The sequence below is a fragment of the Nonomuraea insulae genome (genome assembly GCF_042656245.1).
The window spans coordinates 126,629-143,629 of record NZ_JBHSPA010000073.1; the positions used below are offsets into that span (position 1 = coordinate 126,629).

The 17,001-nt window shown below is 72.3% G+C and carries 17 protein-coding genes; 10 read left to right on the forward strand and 7 right to left on the reverse strand.

The features are described 5' to 3' along the window. Positions 1 to 53 precede the first annotated feature (53 nt). Positions 54 to 1,565, forward strand: coding sequence for a YibE/F family protein (locus ACFPZ3_RS50415; RefSeq protein WP_379521568.1), 1,512 nt, complete (start codon positions 54 to 56; stop codon positions 1,563 to 1,565). A gap of 13 nt (positions 1,566 to 1,578) precedes the next feature. Here the strand turns inward: ACFPZ3_RS50415 and ACFPZ3_RS50420 are convergent, their stop codons facing one another. Then, a complete protein-coding gene (locus ACFPZ3_RS50420) occupies positions 1,579 to 2,436 on the reverse strand; it encodes an NAD(+)/NADH kinase (RefSeq protein WP_379521569.1) in 858 nt (285 codons plus the stop codon). 215 nt (positions 2,437 to 2,651) lie between these two features. On the opposite strand from ACFPZ3_RS50420, the gene ACFPZ3_RS50425 reads away from it, so the two are divergent. Together ACFPZ3_RS50425 and ACFPZ3_RS50430 are read left to right on the forward strand one after the other, a co-directional pair. Beyond that, complete coding sequence (locus tag ACFPZ3_RS50425; protein ID WP_379521570.1) at positions 2,652 to 2,993, forward strand: YciI family protein; 342 nt, start codon at positions 2,652 to 2,654, stop codon at positions 2,991 to 2,993. A gap of 4 nt (positions 2,994 to 2,997) precedes the next feature. Then, positions 2,998 to 4,353, forward strand: coding sequence for an RNA polymerase sigma factor (locus ACFPZ3_RS50430; RefSeq protein WP_379521571.1), 1,356 nt, complete (start codon positions 2,998 to 3,000; stop codon positions 4,351 to 4,353). Here ACFPZ3_RS50430 and ACFPZ3_RS50435 read toward each other — a convergent pair. After that, positions 4,350 to 4,802, reverse strand: a complete 453-nt coding sequence (locus ACFPZ3_RS50435) for an ATP-binding protein (protein ID WP_379521572.1) — start codon at positions 4,800 to 4,802, stop codon at positions 4,350 to 4,352. The two genes, ACFPZ3_RS50430 and ACFPZ3_RS50435, sit on opposite strands and share 4 nt — an antisense overlap. Positions 4,803 to 4,974: 172 nt before the next feature. On the opposite strand from ACFPZ3_RS50435, the gene ACFPZ3_RS50440 reads away from it, so the two are divergent. The 6 genes from ACFPZ3_RS50440 (at position 4,975) to ACFPZ3_RS50465 (ending at position 9,559) form a co-directional block, all read left to right on the forward strand. Further along, a complete protein-coding gene (locus ACFPZ3_RS50440; RefSeq protein ID WP_379521573.1) occupies positions 4,975 to 5,442 on the forward strand; it encodes an adenylyltransferase/cytidyltransferase family protein in 468 nt (155 codons plus the stop codon). Between the two features lie 474 nt (positions 5,443 to 5,916). Continuing rightward, complete coding sequence (locus ACFPZ3_RS50445) at positions 5,917 to 6,504, forward strand: hypothetical protein (RefSeq protein WP_379521574.1); 588 nt, start codon at positions 5,917 to 5,919, stop codon at positions 6,502 to 6,504. A 45-nt stretch (positions 6,505 to 6,549) separates the two neighbouring features. Next, positions 6,550 to 7,293 (forward strand): DUF427 domain-containing protein, encoded by a 744-nt coding sequence (locus tag ACFPZ3_RS50450; protein WP_379521575.1) that lies wholly within the window; start codon positions 6,550 to 6,552, stop codon positions 7,291 to 7,293. A 63-nt stretch (positions 7,294 to 7,356) separates the two neighbouring features. Next, positions 7,357 to 7,758: a GntR family transcriptional regulator gene (locus ACFPZ3_RS50455; RefSeq protein ID WP_379521576.1), complete on the forward strand. Its 402-nt coding sequence runs from the start codon at positions 7,357 to 7,359 to the stop codon at positions 7,756 to 7,758. After that, entirely contained in the window at positions 7,755 to 8,600 is an 846-nt protein-coding gene (locus tag ACFPZ3_RS50460; RefSeq protein ID WP_379521577.1) for an ABC transporter ATP-binding protein, read from the forward strand. The genes ACFPZ3_RS50455 and ACFPZ3_RS50460 overlap by 4 nt, the downstream gene beginning before the upstream one ends. Next, the gene (locus ACFPZ3_RS50465) at positions 8,597 to 9,559 is read left to right on the forward strand and encodes a hypothetical protein (RefSeq protein ID WP_379521578.1); all 963 of its coding nucleotides are present in this window, start codon (positions 8,597 to 8,599) and stop codon (positions 9,557 to 9,559) included. The genes ACFPZ3_RS50460 and ACFPZ3_RS50465 overlap by 4 nt, the downstream gene beginning before the upstream one ends. Before the next feature lie 6 nt (positions 9,560 to 9,565). On the opposite strand, the gene ACFPZ3_RS50470 is transcribed toward ACFPZ3_RS50465, so the two are convergent. Together ACFPZ3_RS50470 and ACFPZ3_RS50475 are read right to left on the reverse strand one after the other, a co-directional pair. Continuing rightward, positions 9,566 to 10,156, reverse strand: coding sequence for a TIGR03086 family metal-binding protein (locus tag ACFPZ3_RS50470; RefSeq protein WP_379521579.1), 591 nt, complete (start codon positions 10,154 to 10,156; stop codon positions 9,566 to 9,568). A gap of 59 nt (positions 10,157 to 10,215) precedes the next feature. Beyond that, positions 10,216 to 10,848 (reverse strand): TetR/AcrR family transcriptional regulator C-terminal domain-containing protein, encoded by a 633-nt coding sequence (locus tag ACFPZ3_RS50475; RefSeq protein ID WP_379521580.1) that lies wholly within the window; start codon positions 10,846 to 10,848, stop codon positions 10,216 to 10,218. A gap of 92 nt (positions 10,849 to 10,940) precedes the next feature. On the opposite strand from ACFPZ3_RS50475, the gene ACFPZ3_RS50480 reads away from it, so the two are divergent. Further along, complete coding sequence (locus ACFPZ3_RS50480) at positions 10,941 to 12,608, forward strand: FAD-dependent monooxygenase (RefSeq protein ID WP_379521581.1); 1,668 nt, start codon at positions 10,941 to 10,943, stop codon at positions 12,606 to 12,608. Between the two features lie 59 nt (positions 12,609 to 12,667). Here the strand turns inward: ACFPZ3_RS50480 and ACFPZ3_RS50485 are convergent, their stop codons facing one another. Genes ACFPZ3_RS50485 through ACFPZ3_RS50495 form a run of 3 tightly spaced genes read right to left on the reverse strand, consistent with a single transcriptional unit; the run spans position 12,668 to position 16,840 of the window. Then, positions 12,668 to 13,930 (reverse strand): M20/M25/M40 family metallo-hydrolase, encoded by a 1,263-nt coding sequence (locus ACFPZ3_RS50485; RefSeq protein ID WP_379521582.1) that lies wholly within the window; start codon positions 13,928 to 13,930, stop codon positions 12,668 to 12,670. Continuing rightward, complete coding sequence (locus ACFPZ3_RS50490; RefSeq protein WP_379521583.1) at positions 13,927 to 15,783, reverse strand: dipeptidyl-peptidase 5; 1,857 nt, start codon at positions 15,781 to 15,783, stop codon at positions 13,927 to 13,929. Before ACFPZ3_RS50490 ends, ACFPZ3_RS50485 begins: the two co-directional genes overlap by 4 nt. Positions 15,784 to 15,787: 4 nt before the next feature. Next, on the reverse strand, positions 15,788 to 16,840 hold the full coding sequence (locus ACFPZ3_RS50495; RefSeq protein ID WP_379521584.1) for a C39 family peptidase: 1,053 nt from the start codon (positions 16,838 to 16,840) through the stop codon (positions 15,788 to 15,790). Positions 16,841 to 17,001: the final 161 nt, after the last annotated feature.

Consider the following 17,001-nt stretch of genomic DNA (forward strand, 5'->3'; position numbering starts at 1 on the left):
ACTGTCCTGTTTCGTCAGCCGCGTCTCATCCTCCGAGGAGGACCTTTCACGCTATGGGCGCCAACCACGTCCACGGCACACCCGTACCCGGCTCGCGGCGCACGCTGGTGGCCGGCCTGGCCGTCCTGGTGCCGCTGGCGATCGTCACCCTGGCCGCGCTGGTGTGGCTCTGGCCGGAGGGCAGGCCCGCCGCCGCGCCGCAGTCCGGCGTCGAGCGGCTCACCGGCACGGTCGTCAGCGTCACGCTCAAGCGCTGCCAGGCCGTCCCCGAGGGCTCGCCCAAGCCCGACCCGGCCACCTGCGGCAACGCCGTCGTCAAGGTCGGGGACGGTCCCGACCTGGGCAAGGACATCGAGCTGCGGCTGCCGAGCGGCCCCGGGTCGCAGCACTTCGGCGTGGACGACGACGTCATCCTGCTGCGAGGGGCGGACGGGGCCTACCAGATCTCCGATCATGACCGGTCGATGCCTCTGTGGTTGTTCGGGGCGGCGTTCGCGCTGGCGGTGATCGCCTTCGGACGCTGGCGCGGGGTGACGGCGCTCGTGGGGCTGGCGGTGACGTTCGTGCTGCTGCTGACGTTCGTCATCCCCGGCATTCTGGAGGGCCGGCCACCCATGCTGGTGGCCATCGTGGGGGCCGCGGCGATCATGCTCGCGGTGCTCTACCTCACGCACGGCTTCTCGTTGTCCACATCCGTGGCCGTCCTGGGCACGCTGGCCAGCCTGACGCTGACCGGGCTGCTGTCGTACGGGGCGCTGGGGTTCGCCCGGCTCAACGGCATCACCGACGACAGCGCGCTCATGCTGGACATGAGCCTGTCCATCGACACGCAGGGGCTGCTGCTGGCCAGCATCATCATCGGCGCGCTCGGGGTGCTCGACGACGTCACGGTCACCCAGGCGGTGACGGTCGCCGAACTCGCCCACGCCAACCCGTCCTACGGCTTCGCCCGCCTCTACCGTGCGGCGGGCCGCATCGGGCGCGCGCACATCGCCTCCGTGATCAACACGATCATCCTGGCGTACGCGGGGGCGTCGCTGCCGTTGCTGCTGCTGTTCAGCATCGGTGAGCAGCCTCTGGGGGAGGTGATGACGACGCCGGTCATCGCGCAGGAGATCGTCCGCAGCATCGTCGGCACCCTCGGCCTCATCGCCGCCGTCCCCATCACCACGGCCCTGGCCGCCCTGACGGCCTCCCGCCACCGCGACGCCACCGATTCCCCACGTCCCGAGCCCCCCGCCCGCCGTGGGGAACCCTCGTCCCGGCGGCGCGGCACCGCCGTCCGCAGGGACGAGGGTGAGGACTTCTTCGCCCCCCAGAACGACCACGACGACTTCTTCACCCCGCGAACCCAGCACGACGACCTCTTCACGCCGCAGACCCGCTCCGACGGGCCGTCTCGTCGTGAACCGCAGCTCCGCTCCGACGATTCGCCGCGTCGGGAACCGCAACCTCGCTCCGACGAGCCGTCACATCGGGAAACGCAGCCCCGCTCCGACGGGCCGGCTCGTCGGGAAACGCCGTCCGAGCGTCCGGCGCGTCACCGTCGCCGCGCGGGCGCCTGACGCATCGGGCGGGTCAGTCGACCTCGGCGCTGCCGTCCACGCGGAGCTTGCGCCGGGCGCGTTCGTAGAACGTCGTGCCCAGCCGCACCACATTGGCCGCCCCCGGCCAGGCCGCCACCGTGACACTGTCACCGGGGCACAGGTGCCCGACCACGGCCCCGTCGACCTCCACCGCCAGCCGCCCGCTGGTGGGCAGCACCTGGAGGGTCACCTCCTCGTCCGCGGGCAGCACCAGGGCCCGGTTGAAGGACGAGTGCGCGGCGGCGGGCACGACCAGCACGGCCTCCACCCGGGGCGAGACGATCGGCCCTCCCGCGGAGAAGCTGTAGGCCGTGGATCCGGTGGAGGTGGCCACGATGACGGCGTCGGCGGCGTACCGGACGAAAGGGCTCCCGGACGGGGTGACGGAGATGGCGGCCAGCCCGTCACCGGGGATCCGGACGAGCGCGATGTCGTTGAACGCCGTCACGTCCACCCCCGCCACCACGCTGCGGATCGCCATGCGCGGCTCGATCGAGTACGCGTGCCCGTCGATCGCCGACAACGTCTGCGCCAGCTCCTCCACGTTGATCTCCGCGAGGAACCCGAGCCGCCCGAGGTTCACCCCCAGGATGGGCGTCGGCCGCCCGGCCAGCAGCCGCATGGTACGCAGCATCGTCCCGTCACCGCCCAGCCCCACCACCAGGTCGGCCCGCTCCACCAGCGTGGTCGCGTCCACGGGAACGGCGGTGCAGTCGATCCGCCCCACCTCTTCCGGCAGCCCGAGCACCGTCGCGCCCTTGTCCCCGGCCCACCGCAGGATGGTGTCGATCGCCTTCTTGGAGTCGCGCTGAGGATGCAGCACCAGCCCGACCGTCCCGACCATTCCCATGAGGCCAGCCTATGATGTCCCGATCAGTGAACCTCCTCCTGACCGGCCCCCGCTCTTCGCCCATCGGGAGCCGGGCGCGCCGGTCTGGCTGTTTGTCTGACCTTGGCCTTGGCCGGTAAGAAGTTTTCTGAGGGGTGTGTCCTTCCGCGTTCGTCCCGTTCGTAGACATAGGGACGCGGCGAACGGCGCCGCACCACGAAGACAGGAGATCGGCCATGAAGTACATGTTGCTCATCAACAGTCCCGCCGCCGGTGAGGAGAGCGGGGAGATGGGCTCGTTCGAGGACTGGATGGCCTACGACAAGACCGTGAGGGAGTCGGGCATCCACGTGTCCGGGCACTCGCTGGCCGACCTGACCACCGCCACCGTCGTGCGGGTGGGGCCGGAGGGGGAGCGTACCGTCACCGACGGGCCGTTCGCCGAGACGCGGGAGGTTCTCGGCGGCTACTACGTCATCGACGTGCCGGACCTCGACGTCGCGCTCGACTGGGCGGCCCGCTGCCCGGGGGCGCGCGGCGGCGGGTCCATCGTGGTGCGGCCCGTGGCCGAGTTCTGAGCCGATGACCGGCCAGACGCCCGACGCCGGGGCCTCCGTGGAGGCGATCTTCCGTGAGGAGCGGGGCCGGCTCCTGGCGGCCCTGGTCCGCCGCTTCGGCGATCTGGACCTGGCCGAGGAGGTCGCCTCGGAGGCGATCGAGGCGGCGCTGGTCCACTGGCCGGTCTCCGGCGTGCCGCCGAAGCCGGGGGCCTGGCTGATGACGACGGCGCGGCGGCGGGCCGTGGACCGGCTGCGGCGCGACCGCGCGTACGCCGCCCGCCTCGCCGTCCTGCAGGTGGAGGCCGACCGCGCGGGGCCCGCGCCGGCCGCGGACGCCGACGGCGAGCTGCCAGACGAGCGGCTGCAGCTCTTCTTCACCTGCGCCCACCCCGCCCTGCCCGCCGAGGACCGGGTGGCGCTGACGTTGCGCTGCCTGGCCGGGCTGACCACGCCGGAGGTCGCGCGGGCGTTCCTGCTCCCGACGGCCACCATGGCCAAGCGCATCGTGCGGGCCAAGAAGAAGATCCGCGAGGCGCGCATCCCGTTCCGGGTGCCGGGCGCGGACGAGTTGCCGTCGCGGCTGCCCGGCGTGCTCCAGGTGATCTACTCGATTTTCACCGAGGGGTACGCCGCCAGTTCCGGCCCCGACCTGCAACGGCTGGAGCTGGCCGAGGAGGCCGTCCGGCTGGCCAGGATCCTGCGCCGGCTGCTGCCGGGAGAGCGGGAGGTCGCGGGGCTGCTCGGGCTGATGCTGCTCGTCCATGCCCGGCGCGCGGCCAGGATCGGGCCTGACGGGGAGCTGGTGCTGCTGGACGATCAGGATCGGCGGCGCTGGGATCCGGCGATGATCGAGGAAGGGCAGGGGCTGGTCGTCGTCGCGCTCACCGGCGGCCCGCCCGGGCTCTACGGCGTGCAGGCCGCCATCTCCGCCCTGCACGACGAGGCCGCCGACGTCGCGACCACCGACTGGCCGCAGATCGTGGCGCTGTACGACGTGCTGCTCGTCCTCGCGCCGTCGCCCGTGATCGCGCTCAACCGGGCCGTGGCGGTGGCCATGCGCGACGGGCCAGAGGCCGGGCTGGCGCTGCTGGACTCGCTGGCCGGGGAGCCTCGGTTGCGCGGCTACCACCCGTACGCGACGGCGCGGGCCGACCTGCTCCAACGGCTCGGCCGCCTGGGCGAGGCCGCGGACGCCTACCGGGAGGCGCTCGCCTGCGCCGGGACCGAACCCGAGCGGGCCCACCTGCGGCGTCGGCTACGGGCATGCGAGGCCCCGCCCGTACCGGATGGGCTCGATCGGGATGGGACGGCGACTTCGGCGGATGGGCCTGATGGAGGTTGGACGGCGCCCGTACCGGATGGGCCTGACGGGGCTTAGACGGCGACTTCGGCGGGCACCCGGGCCCGTAGCAGTTCGAACCAGACCGTCGTGGAGCCGGCCTCGCGGGTGAAGCCCCAGCGGTGGCTGAGCGCCTCGATCAACGGCAGGCCGCGTCCGCCTGTGGACTGCATGCTCGTACGGCACACGCACGGCGGCCCGTCCGACCCGCCGTCCGCCACGAACACCCGCACCCCCGTAGCCGAACTGGTCACGCTCACCGTGAACGACCCTCCAGAGCCCGACCTGGTGTGCAGGATCGCGTTCGTGGCCAACTCGCTGGTGAGCAGCGCGACGTCGTCGTACAGCGGGTCGTCGCGGCCGAGCGCCGCCGTGACGAGCTCCCTGGCCCTGGACACCTGGGACGGAATCCCAGACAGCCGGGCCACGAGATCGCCGGGGCCGGGTTGATCGTCCTCATCAGCGTGGTGTGAGTCCGGCGATGCCACGGCGACCTCCCCCAGATTTCGGTGACCTAATGAGACGCGCCAGGGGTGGGTCGGAGATTATCGCGAAAAGGTAGGAATGCCCTTTCCCAAGGTCGCCTGCGCGAGCCCGCACGCCGACCGAGTACGCTGCGATCGACGAGTCGTCTAGGCCCGTGGGGGAGCAGGAGGTCGTGTGAGCAGCCTGGAGGCCGTCTGGGTGCAGCCGTACGAACGGCCGGGGGCGGCGGTCGTGACCGGCGTCTTCGACATCCTGCACGTGGGCCATGTCCGCTACCTCGGCGCCGTCGCCGATCGCGGCCTGCCGCTCGTCGTGGGTGTCGAGGACGATCCGCGCGTGCGTGCCTGGAAGGGGCCGACCCGCCCGTTCAACCCGTCGGCGGAGCGTGCCGAAGTGCTGGCCGCGCTCCGTTTCGTCATGGGCGTCTTCATCGTCACCGGTCCATCGGAGGCACACGGGCCTGAGGACTACATCGACCTCCTGGCCCCGATGCATCCAGCGGCGCTCGCCCACACGGCAGGCGACCCCCACGCGGGGGCCCGCGCCGCGGCGGCGGCGATCCTGGGGGCGGAGTGCTGGGAACTGGACGCCATCCCGGACCGCTCGACCACCCGCATCGTGAACGCCGCCGGCAAACCCTGACCCGGCCCCGCCCGGCACACTCGCCAGAGGCGGTCCGGCGTGGGGTGATCCGGCGCGCTCGCCAGAGGCGATCCGGCACGCTGCCTGAGACGATCCGGCGTGGGGCGATCCATCCGGCACGACACGCCCGGCACGCGCCACTTCGCGCCCAGCCACGTGCTGTCCTGTGCCTGGCCGCGTGCCGTCCTGCGCCCAGCCCCACGCATGCTGCCCCACGCAGGGGCGCAGGTCGCGTCGCTTGCGGCGACAGTGTGCGGTCCGCCGCGCAACGACAACCCCTCGGCCTCTGGCGCGGGTGGTGTGTGGAGGTGCCCGGAGCTCAGGGGTCGTGCTGTGTGCCCGTCACCTGCGTGGCCCTTGGGACGCCGCGCCGGTGCGATGGGGGCGCGATGTGCGCAGTGCTCCGCGTGGGGGCAGGGGTGAGGTGGGGGCGGTGGGGTAGGGGGCGGCCATGATCGCGTAATCTTTCGTGACATGACGGCCGACCTGGTGGCGAAGCGGGTGACGAACGTGCTGGCACCGCAGGTGCTGGTGATCGTCATGCCGCCGGTCGTCGGCCTGCTCGCGCAAGGCTGGAGCGGGGCGGCCTGGGGGCTGGTGGCGTCGGCGTTCTGCGGGGGAGTGCCGGCGGCGGTGATCGCGCTCGGGGTGCGTTCTGGGCGGCTGGACTCGCATCACATCGTGGACCGCGCCCGCCGCACCGGACCCCTGCTCGCCGCCGTGGCGGCGGTGCTGGTGGCGCTGGCGTTGCTGGTGGTGATGGGGGCGCCGACGTTGCTCGTCGCCACCGTGACGGCGATGCTGGTCGCGCTGGCCGTGACCGTGCCGATCACCCTGCGCTGGAAGATCTCCTTCCACGCCGCGGTCTGCGCGGGCACGGTCGTGGTGCTCGCGCATGTCCTGCCCGTGTGGCCGGCCGCGCTCGTCGGGGCCGCCGTCGTGGCGCTGGTGTGCTGGGCGAGGGTACGTCTCGCGCATCACACGTGGGCGCAGGTCGGCGCCGGTGCCGTGGTCGGGACGCTGACGACGTGGGCCACCCTGAGCGCGTTCGGCGTGGGCTGACGACAACGGTGGAATAGCGGGCTCGCCGGTGGGGTTGCCGCGAACATGGATGCCACGAACCGCGGCCGGGTGCGAGTGGAGCACACGGCCAAGCGTGTGAGGACCTACCTCGGCGGCCGGGTGGTGGCCGACACCACCTCCGCCCTGCTGGTGTGGGAGTCCCCGTACTACCCCGCCTACTACTTCCCGCTCGACGACGTGGACGACGCCGCGCTCAAGGCGACCGGAGCCACCAAGCACTCCCCGAGCAGGGGCGACGCCGTGGTGTACACGGTCACCTCGGGCACCGCGGAGGCCGCCGACGCCGCGCTGGCCTATCCGGACTCGCCGCTGGAGCAGATCCGGGGGCATGTCCGGTTCGAGTGGGACGCCATGGACGCCTGGTTCGAGGAGGACGAGGAGGTGTTCTTCCACCCGCGCGACCCGTACACGAGAGTCGACATCCTGGCCAGTTCGCGGCACGTGCGGATCGAGGTGGACGGAGTCACCGTGGCCGACTCGCGCGGCCCGCGCATCATCTTCGAGACGGGCCTGCCCGCCCGCTACTACCTGCCGAAGACCGACGTGCGGCTCGACCTGCTGGAGCACACCGACACCGTCACCCACTGCCCGTACAAGGGGACGGCCGAATACTGGACGGTCAACGGCAAGAAGGATCTGGCCTGGTCCTACCGCACGCCGCTGCCGGAGAGCGAGAAGGTGGCGGGGCTGATCGCGTTCTACGACGAGAAACTCGACGTCTACGTGGACGGCGAGCTGCAGGAGCGGCCCAAGACCAAGTTCGCGTGAACACGGCGGTTTGACAAGCGGCGGCCGCTTCCAACACCCTTTCACTATTCGAATAGTGGAAGGGTGTTTTGGTTGATCGAGTTCAACCTGGATCGCGGCTCGGGCGTTTCGACGTATCTGCAGCTCGTTCACCAGGTCAGACAGGCGCTCAGGCTGGGCACGTTGCGCTCTGGTGATCAGTTGCCGACGGCCCGTGAGGTGGTGGAGAGGCTGGCCATCAATCCCAATACCGTGCTCAAGGCTTATCGGGAGCTGGAGCGGGAGGGGCTGGTGGAGGGGCGGCCGGGGATGGGGACGTTCGTCAGGCAGGGCATCGCGGGGGCGACGCTGGCCGATCACAGCCGGCTGCGGCGCGGTTTGGAGGGGTGGGTGCGTGAGGCTCGCGCGGCGGGGCTCGATCAGGAGGATCTGCGGGCGTTGATCGCGGTGGTGCTGGCCGATGTGGCGAAGGAGGGTGTGGCGTGAGCGCGGCGCTGGAGGTGACCGGGCTGGGGGTGCGCTATGGCCGGACGTGGGCGTTGCGGGACTGTTCGTTGGCGGTGCCCGGGGGGCGGGTGGCGGCGCTGGTCGGGCCGAACGGGGCGGGTAAGACCACGCTGATGCACGCGGCCGTGGGCCTGTTGCGGCCGGCGCGGGGCAGCGTCCGGCTGGCCGGCGCGGCGGCGTTCGTGGCGCAGGACAAGCCCCTGTACGAGGGTTTCACCGTTGCCGAGATGCTCGGGTTCGGGCGCCGGATGAACGCCCGCTGGGATGAGGCGATCGCCACGGACCGGCTCGAAGGGCTGGGCATCGCGCTGGGGCGGAAGGTGGGCGGGCTGTCGGGCGGGCAGCGGGCGCAGGTGGCGGTCACGCTGGCGCTGGCCTGCCGGCCCGATCTGCTGGTGCTGGATGAGCCGCTGGCCAACCTCGACCCGCTCGCTCGCCATGACGTGATGCGTTCGATCATGGCGGAGGTGGCCGGGCGGGAGCTGAGCGTGCTGCTGTCCTCGCACGTCGTCTCCGATCTGGAGGAGACGTGTGACTGGCTGGTGGTGCTGAACGGCGGGCGGTTGCAGGTCAGCGGCGACATCGAGGAGCTGCTGGAGGGGCATCTGGTGCTGACCGGGCCGGACGGGGCGTCGGCGGCGGGCACGCACGTGGTGGGCGCGAACCGTACCGGCAGGCAGGTCAGCATGCTGGTCAGGGGCGCGCCGCCGGCCGACCCGCGCTGGCGGGCGCGGCGGCCCGGGCTGGAGGAGCTCGTCATGGGCTACCTGCGCAGCCCCGAGTCGGCGGCGCTGCCCGGGTTGACGGGGGTGGGCGCGTGATCTGGGTGACGTGGCGTCAGCATCGCGCGCAGATCCTGCTGACGGCGGGTTTCCTGGCGCTGCTGGGGTTGCTGCTGCTGGGCTCGGCGGTGGAGGCCGGGGTGTACGTGGCCGAGCACGCCCCGCCCGGCTGTCCCGGGCCCGCCGTGGCGTGCGGCGAGCTGGACGTGGCGCTCGGGCGGCGCTACGACGCGGTCTACTCGGTGTTCGGCTGGATGCCGCTGGTGCTGCCAGCGCTGGTCGGCGCGTTCTGGGGGGCGCCGCTGCTCGGCCGCGAGTATGAGCGCGGCACCCACCGCCTGGCCTGGACCCAGTCCGTGCCCGTGGGGCGGTGGCTGATGGTCAAGTTGTCGGTGCTGGGTGGCGCGGTGGTGGCGGGCGGGCTGCTGCTGTCGCTGATGGTGAGTCTGTGGCGGCCGGTGTTCCGGACGGGGATCGATTCCTCCTTCGGCAACATCGGCGTGTTCAACATGGTCGGAGTGGCGCCGGCGGTGTGGTGGTTGTACGCGTTCATGCTCGGCACGGCGGCCGGCACCCTGTTCCGGCGGACGCTGCCCGCGATGGCGCTGGTCGTGGCCGGGGTGGCGGCGACGATGTTCGTATTGTTCGCCGTCAGCGACCAGTACGCCGAACCGGCCCGCACCGAGCTGTCCGGCACGGTGGTGCTGGACGATCCCGACATCCGGCTGGTGAGCGCGACCTGGGTGGACCCGTTCGGGCGGGAGATCGCCGAGCCGGCCGGCACCGGCTGCCCCCGCCGGGTGGATGCCGGGCAGAGCAACAGGAACGCCGAGGTGTGGCAGGCGTGCCTGTTCGGCAAGGGCTACCGGTATGCGGTCTACTACCACCCGCCGTCCCGGTTCTGGCGCTTCCAGTGGACCGAGGCGGCCATCCTCACGCTCGCCTCGGCGGCCCTCGGCGGGCTGGCCGTGCGGCGCACCCTGCGCCGCCCCGGCTGAGGCCCGTCAGGCGTGCCGCGGGTCGCGGCCCAGGTAGCGCAGGAGGGCGGCCACGTCGTCGTCGCCCTCCTGCGGCTCCAGCGCCGGCGCGTACGCGCCCCAGGCCCGCAGCGGCTCGACGATCTCCCTGGCGACCTTGAGCAGCGGCCGGGCCAGCTCCGGCGTGAGCGGCGAGGGCCGGCCCGTCGCGATGGCGAGGTCCCAGGCGTGCACGCCCGCGTCCAGCGCGCACGCCGTCGAGCCCGACCAGGGCGACATCTTGTGCGGCGGCACCGGCGTCGGCACCTCGGCGGCCTCCCGGTCCACATCGGCCCACGCCCTGGCCGAGCGGGACAGCGCGTCCTGCAGGACCTCCATCGGGTCCCCGTCGAGCTCGCCCGTGGGCTCGAACGGGTTGTACGCGGGCCCGGGCTCGCCGGTCAGCGCGGAGGCGAATCCGAGCTGGTCGCCCACGGCGTGCTGGAAGACCTGGGCGACGCTCCAGTTCGCGCAGGGCGTCGGCAGGCCCCATCCGTCGCGCGGGATGTCTCCCGCGGCCGTGCGCAGCGCCTGGTGCGCGGCGTCGAGAACATCCCAGCCACTTTTGATGTCGTTCATGAGCGAAGTCCCTTCCCGTTCAGTGTCTTCACTCTATCAGAACGGAATGATTTGTTCCACTAATCGAGCCCGCGAATCAGCACGTCGAGAGCCCACAGGAAGTCGGCCTCCACGTCCACGCTGTCCTGCGCGCCGCTCAGCGCCCTGCTGAAGTGCGGCAGCGCCACCGGATCCACCCTCGTGACGTACGCGCTCGTGTCCCTGGCGCCGCTCTTGTCGGCCTCGGAGAACCCGCCGGTGGACATCAGCAGCGTGCCGAACACCAGGCCGTTCACCGCGCTCAGCGCCCGCCAGGCTCCCGCCTCGTCGAACCCGGCCGCGAACAGCGCCCCGAGCAGCGCGTCGAGCGGCTCCAGAGCGCGTACGGAGGTCGGGTTCGACCGGTCGGTGACCAGCGCGAGCGGCACCACCGGATGGCGCAGGAACGCCCGGTACATGTTCAGCGCCACCGCCCGCACCTGCTCCCGCCACGGCAGCTCCGGATCCGGCCGCTCGACCTGGGCGAACACCCGCTCGGCGATCCCGTCGAGCAGGTCGGCCTTGTTCGAGACGTGGTTGTAGAGCGACATCGCCTCCACGCCGAGAATCTTGGCCAGCCGCCGCATCGACAGGCCCTCCAGGCCCTCCTCGTCGGCCAGCGCCAAGGCCGCGTCGAGGACCTTCTCCCTGTTCAGCGGCTCGCGCCGGGTCATTCGGTGCTCCTCTCGCCCCTCTCCCATTGACAAAGCTTACGGTGTATGTGCTCTACTTACGACGTAAGCATACGCTGTAAGTAGGGGGGACGATGAACGACGTGATCATCGTCGGTGGCGGGCCCGTGGGCCTGCTGCTGGCGTGCGAGCTCAAACTGGCCGGGGCGGACCCGCTGGTCCTGGAGGCGGCCGCCGGCGAGGAGCGCAGGACGCGCAGCCTCGGGCTGCGCTCGCTCAGCGCGCGCACCGTGCAGTCGCTGGCCCTGCGCGGGCTGGTCGAGCTGGTGGAGCGGGAGCAGTGGGAGATGCTCGAGGGGCTGGCCGGCCGCCGCGAACCGGCCGGGGCCGACGTGATCGCCCACATGATCGAGCTGCTGCGGAAAGGGCAGGTCAGAGGTCACTTCAGCGGGCTGCCGCTGACGGAGGAGGGCGGCGGCGCCGAGTACCTCATGCTGAAGCAGCACCGGCTGGAGGCCATCCTGGCCGAGCACGCGGCCGGGATGGGGGTGCGGATCTGGCACGGATGCACGGTCACGGACGTCACGCAGGACTCCACCGGCGCCGTGGCCACCCTCGCCGACGGGCGTGCCGTGCGCGGGGCGTACCTGGTGGGGTGCGATGGCGGGCGGAGTCTGGTGCGCAAACGGACCGGGATCGCGTTCGACGGCACACCGGCCACCATGACCGGGCGGACCGCCGTGGCCACGCTGGCCGATCCCGGCATGATCGCCTCGTCGCTGCGCTCCCCCGGCGGGCTGGTGACCCTGTCGCTGGTGCCGGGGGAGATCGCCACCCTCGAGTTCGACGGGGGGCCCGGCGACAGGGACGCGCCGATGACGGCCGCCGAGCTGCAGGACAGCCTGCGGCGGGTGAGCGGGCGCGACGTGGTCGTCGAACGGATGGAGACCGGGATCCGCTACAGCGACAACACCCGGCACGCGCGTACGTACCAGGAGGGGCGGATGTTGCTGGCGGGGGACGCGGCGCACGTGCACTCGCCCCTCGGCGGCCAGGGGCTCAACCTGGGGCTGCAGGACGCGGTCAACCTGGGGTGGAGGCTGGGGCTGGTGGTGCGGGGGCTCGCGCCCGAGAGCCTGCTCGACGGCTACACCTCCGAACGGCATCCGGTGGCCGCCAGGGTGCTGCGGAACACGCGGGCGCAGGTCGCGCTGATGCGGCCGGGGGCGCAGGTGGACGCGTTGCGGGAGGTGCTGGCGGAGGTGCTGGGGCTGGAGGAGGCGCGGCGGCACTTCGCGGGGATGGTGGACGGGACGGAGACGGATTACGCGCCCGGCTCGGCCAACCCCCTGGTCGGGCGGTTCGTACCGGCGACGGCCGTGACGGGGACGGCCGTGACGGGGACGGCCGTGACGGGGACGGCCGTGACGGGGACGGCCGTGACGGGGACGGCCGTGACGGGGACGGCCGTGACGGGGACGGCCGTGACGGGGACGGCCGTGACCGGGATGGCCGTGACCGGGATGGCCGTGACCGGGATGGCCGTGACCGGGATGGCCGAGTTGTCGCGGGACGGTCGCGGGCTGCTTGTCGGCCTTGACCGGGCGGGCGATCTCGGGGCCGTCCTGGCGGGGCACCGCGACCGGGTGGGGCCGGCGTGGGCCGCCACCGGCGCGGAGTTCGGCGGGGCGAGCGCCCTGCTGGTGCGGCCCGACGGTTACGTCGCGTGGGCGGGGGACCTGGACGGGGCGGGCGACGCGCTCACCACGTGGTTCGGCCCGCCCACACGTCCGGCCGCGTGACGTTCGGCCGCGTGACGTTCGGCCGGTGCTCGGTCGGGGGCGCGGGCCGGACGGGCGGGTTACGTGAGGAGGCGGGTGAGGACGCGGGTGCCGAAGTCCAGGCCCTCGACCGGCACCCGCTCGTCCTTCCCGTGGAACATCCCGAAGTAGTCGAGGTCGGACCGGAGCATGAGCGGCGCGAACCCGTACCCCTTGATGCCGATCCTGGCGAAGGACTTGGCGTCCGTGCCGCCCGCCATCACGTACGGGACCGGCCGGGCCAGGGGGTCCTCGGCGACGAGCGAGCCCGCGAGCGAGTCGAAGAACGCCGACGGGTACGGCGCGGCGGGCGCCTCCTCCAGGTTGACGAACTCGCGGGTGATCTTCGGCCCGAGCAGTTCGTCGATGGTGGTCAGGAACTCCTCCCGCAGGCCCGGCAGGTAGCGCCCGTCCACGTGCGCCTCGGCCGTCGAGGGCACCACGTTCACCTTGTAGCCGGCGTTCAGCATCGTCGGGTTCGCCGAGTTGCGGATCTGGCCCTTGAACAGGCCGCCCAGCGGCCCGAGCCGGGCCGCCTCCGCGTCCAGGCGGTCGAGGTCGATCGGCTGGCCGGTGATCTCCGACAGGCTCTGGACGAGCGCGGCGACCGACGGCGTCAGGCGTATCGGCCACTGGTAGGCCGCCACCCGCGACAACGCGTGCACCAGCGTCGCGACCGGGTTGTCGACGGCCGGCCTGGATCCGTGCCCGGCCACGCCGTGCGCGGTCAGCTTCATCCAGGCGGTCCCGCGCTCGCCCACCGCGATCGGGTACACCCGGTGCTCGCCGGAGACCACGCTGAACCCGCCCGACTCGCTGATCGCCTCCGTCACGCCGTCGAACAGCTCCCGGTGCTCGCTCACCGCGTGCCGCGAGCCGTAGTCGCCGGTGGCCTCCTCGTCGGCCAGGAACGCCAGCACCAGGTCACGCTTGGGCCGCACCCCCCGCGCCGCCAGGTCGAGCACGGTCGCCAGGGTCATCGCGCAGGAGCCCTTCATGTCGACCGCGCCCCGCCCGTACACGCAGCCCTCCACGATCTCCCCGGAGAACGGGTGCAGCCGCCACTCGGCCGGGTCGGCGGGCACCACGTCGAGGTGGCCGTGGATGAGCAGCGCGTCGGGGGAGTCGCCGTCGATCCTGGCCACGACGGTGGTCCGCTTCGGCTCCGACTCGAACACCACCGGCTCAAGACCCGCGTCGGCCAGCAGCGTGGCCACGTATTCGGCGGCCGGGCGCTCACCGGAGCCCGGATTCGTGGTGTCGAACCTGATCAGATCCGAGCAGATCTCGGCAACGCTCTTCACGCTCTCCCCTTCAGTGTCAAAGGCGGCACCCCGGGCGTCTCCATGTCGAAGATCAGCCCGTAGAAGGCCAGCTCGGCCTCCAGCACCGCGACGATAGTCTCCTCCCTGCGCCAGCCGTGCTGCTCGCCGGGGAAGGTGAGCAGAGCCCACTCTTTGCCATGTTTGTCCAGTTCGGCGGTGAATCGCTCGGCCTGGCCGACGTCCACGATCGCGTCCTCCAGGCCGTGCAGCATGAGGCACGGGCCCGAGGCCCGGAAGGCGTTCAGGAGCGGGGAGCGTTCGGTGTAGCGCTGCCGCGTCTCGGGCAGCGGGCCCACCAGGCCGTCGAGGTAGCGGGACTCGAAGTCGTGCGTCTCGGCCGCCCAGCTCTCCGGGTCGGTGATCGCGAAGTGCGCGACGCCGCCCGCGAACACGTCGCTGTGGACGAGCGCCGCCACCGTCGTCCAGCCGCCCGCGCTGCCGCCCCGGATGGCGAGCTTGGCGGCGTCGGCCCGGCCCAGCTCCACCAGGCCGCGCGCCACCCTGGCGCAGTCGTGCACGTCCACCACGCCCCACTGGTGGCGCAGCCGTTCCCGGTAGGCGCGGCCGTACCCGGTCGAACCACCGTAGTTCACCACGGCCACGCCGATGCCCCTGCTGGTGAAGTACGCGATCTCGAGGTCGAGCATGATCGGCAGGTTCCCGGTCGGGCCGCCGTGCACGAAGATCACGTACGGCCCCGGTCCCTGGGCCTCGTTCGGCGGGTAGAGGTGCGTGTGCACACCCTCGATCGTCATCGCCTCGGGCGTGGGCAGCAGGGCGCGGTCCGGCAGCGGCTTGTGCGCCGACACCACCTCGTGCGCGCCGTCGGCCAGGCCGACCAGCGTCACCTCCAGCGGCGTGTACGGCGTCGCCCCCACGGCCACCGCCTTGCCGCCCGCGACGGAGACGGTCGGGGACCAGTGGGTGGCCGCCCCGCCGATCTCCCGCAGCTCGCCGCTCCCGGGGTCGAGCACACCCAGGCGGCGGTGGTCGGCGGTGCCGTAGACGACGACCAGGCGGCCGTCCTCGGCGACGGCGAAGCAGGTCAGGCCCGGCTTCCAGGCCGCCGTGCCGAACTCCAGCTCCATCGGGGTCAGGTTGCGGGCGGGGGAGCCGTCCAGACGCACGAGGTGCACGTTCCACCAGCCGGTGTGGTCCGTGACCGCGTACAGGCTCGTGTCGTCGCGCCACTCGGACTGCGTCACCGACTCGCTCGGCCCGCCCGCGACCACCTCGTACGCCCCAGCCACACCGTCCTCGTCCAGCGTGGCGACGCACAGTTCGGTGCCGTCCCACGGCATGTTCGGGTGCTCCCAGCCGATCCAAGCGACATGTCGGCCGTCAGGCGAAATACGGGGATTCATCAGGAAATGATGGGCTTTGGCGATGACCCTGACCGGGCCCCCGTCCAGCGGCACCGCCACCAGGTCGCGCACGTCGTCGATCTCCCTGACCGCCCACACCTCGTCGCGGCCCGGCGGGAGACAGAGGTCGCCGTACCGCGACGGGCCCTCCGGGGTGAGCGCCACCGGATCGGCCCCGTCCAGCCGGTACAGGCGCTGGTCGGCCCAGTTCGTGAAGACCAGGCCCCCTGCGGGGAGTGGGCGCCAGGAGCGGCCCCCGTACTCGACGACCCGGTTGCGCGCGTTCCAGCCCGAGGGGAGCGCGTCGACGCGGGAGCCGTCCGGCAGGCGGCGCACCACGCAGCGCCTGCCGCCCTCGTGGGGACGCGGCTCGTCCCACCACACCTCGACACCGGAGGGCGTGGCCACCGCCTCCACCCACTGGGGGCCGCCGTCGGTACGGGCCACGTCGATCGGTCGAATGCTCATCAATTCACCAATTGCCGTCGGGACAAGGAGGAAGAGGGAGCTCGGGCGGATGCAGGACGTACGCGATGCCGCCGCTGCCCGAGCTCCTGAGCCACACGTGCTCGAACGCCGCCCGTGGATAGACCCGGCGGACCTCGGCGTCCGTGGGCGCGGCGGGGTCGTTCACCACGACGTCGCCCCCGGCCGTGAAGCCGGTGACGACCAGGATGTGGCCGTTGGTGGTGTAGCAGGAGCCGGGCAGCTCGTGCGCCTTGAACGACTGCGAGGTGATCACCGGGATCCCGGCCCGGACGAACCGCTCCAGCTCCGCCGCCGACCGCAGGCGCGTGACGAACCCGGCCATCTCGTACCGTCCCGCGTAGGCCACGCTGAACGGCCAGTTGCCGGTGCCCTGGTAGCTCTCGTCGTACGTGCCCGCCGCCGCGTGATCCACCACCGGCGCCGGATCGCCGTCGCCCACCCACGCCAGCTCGCCGGCCACCGGTCCGCGCCCCCAGAACCCCAGCACCATGGCCACCGAGGCCGGGCTGCACCAGTTGGCGCCCCCGCCGTCGTAACGCGGATGATGCCCGGCGTGCGCGTGCTGCGAGTGCCGGGGCACGGCCAGCTCCACCGCGCCGCCGGTCCCCGGCGGGCTCGGCTCGGGCGGGCGCTGGGGGAGCGCCGAGGCCATCACGCCCAGACCGGTCACGCGGGCGCCCTCGCCGTGCCGGGTCACCCGCACCTGGTAGGCCACCACCGGCCGCCTGGCCACGAAGGTGTCCACCGCCACGTCCCCATCCTCGTCGCCCTGGCCGGGCACCGAGGTACGCGGCTCGCCGTGTTCGGACCAGCGGCCCATGACGTACCACTTGGTGAGGTCGCCGGAGGCGGTCCTGGCGCGCAGCTCGATCTCGATCCAGGAGCCGGGCGGGGTACGCGCCGTCCACGACGGCACGAGCTGGGTGGCGGCGAAGCCGATCGCTCGTTCCTCGCCGATCCACACTCCGGAGCTTTCCCGCACGGCGAAGCGGGCGAAGGCGACGCGGGCCAGATCGACGGTGAGCACCGGACACATTGTGGTTTCGCACTGCATGTCGCACATCGGATGGTTTACGTACCGGCCCGATTGTGTCAGTGATCATCTCTATGGTTCGGGGCATGACATCCGCAGTTCAGGCATACTCCTACGCCGGCCCCTCGGTGCTGGCCGACGGCAGACTCGGCCTCTCGACCTCC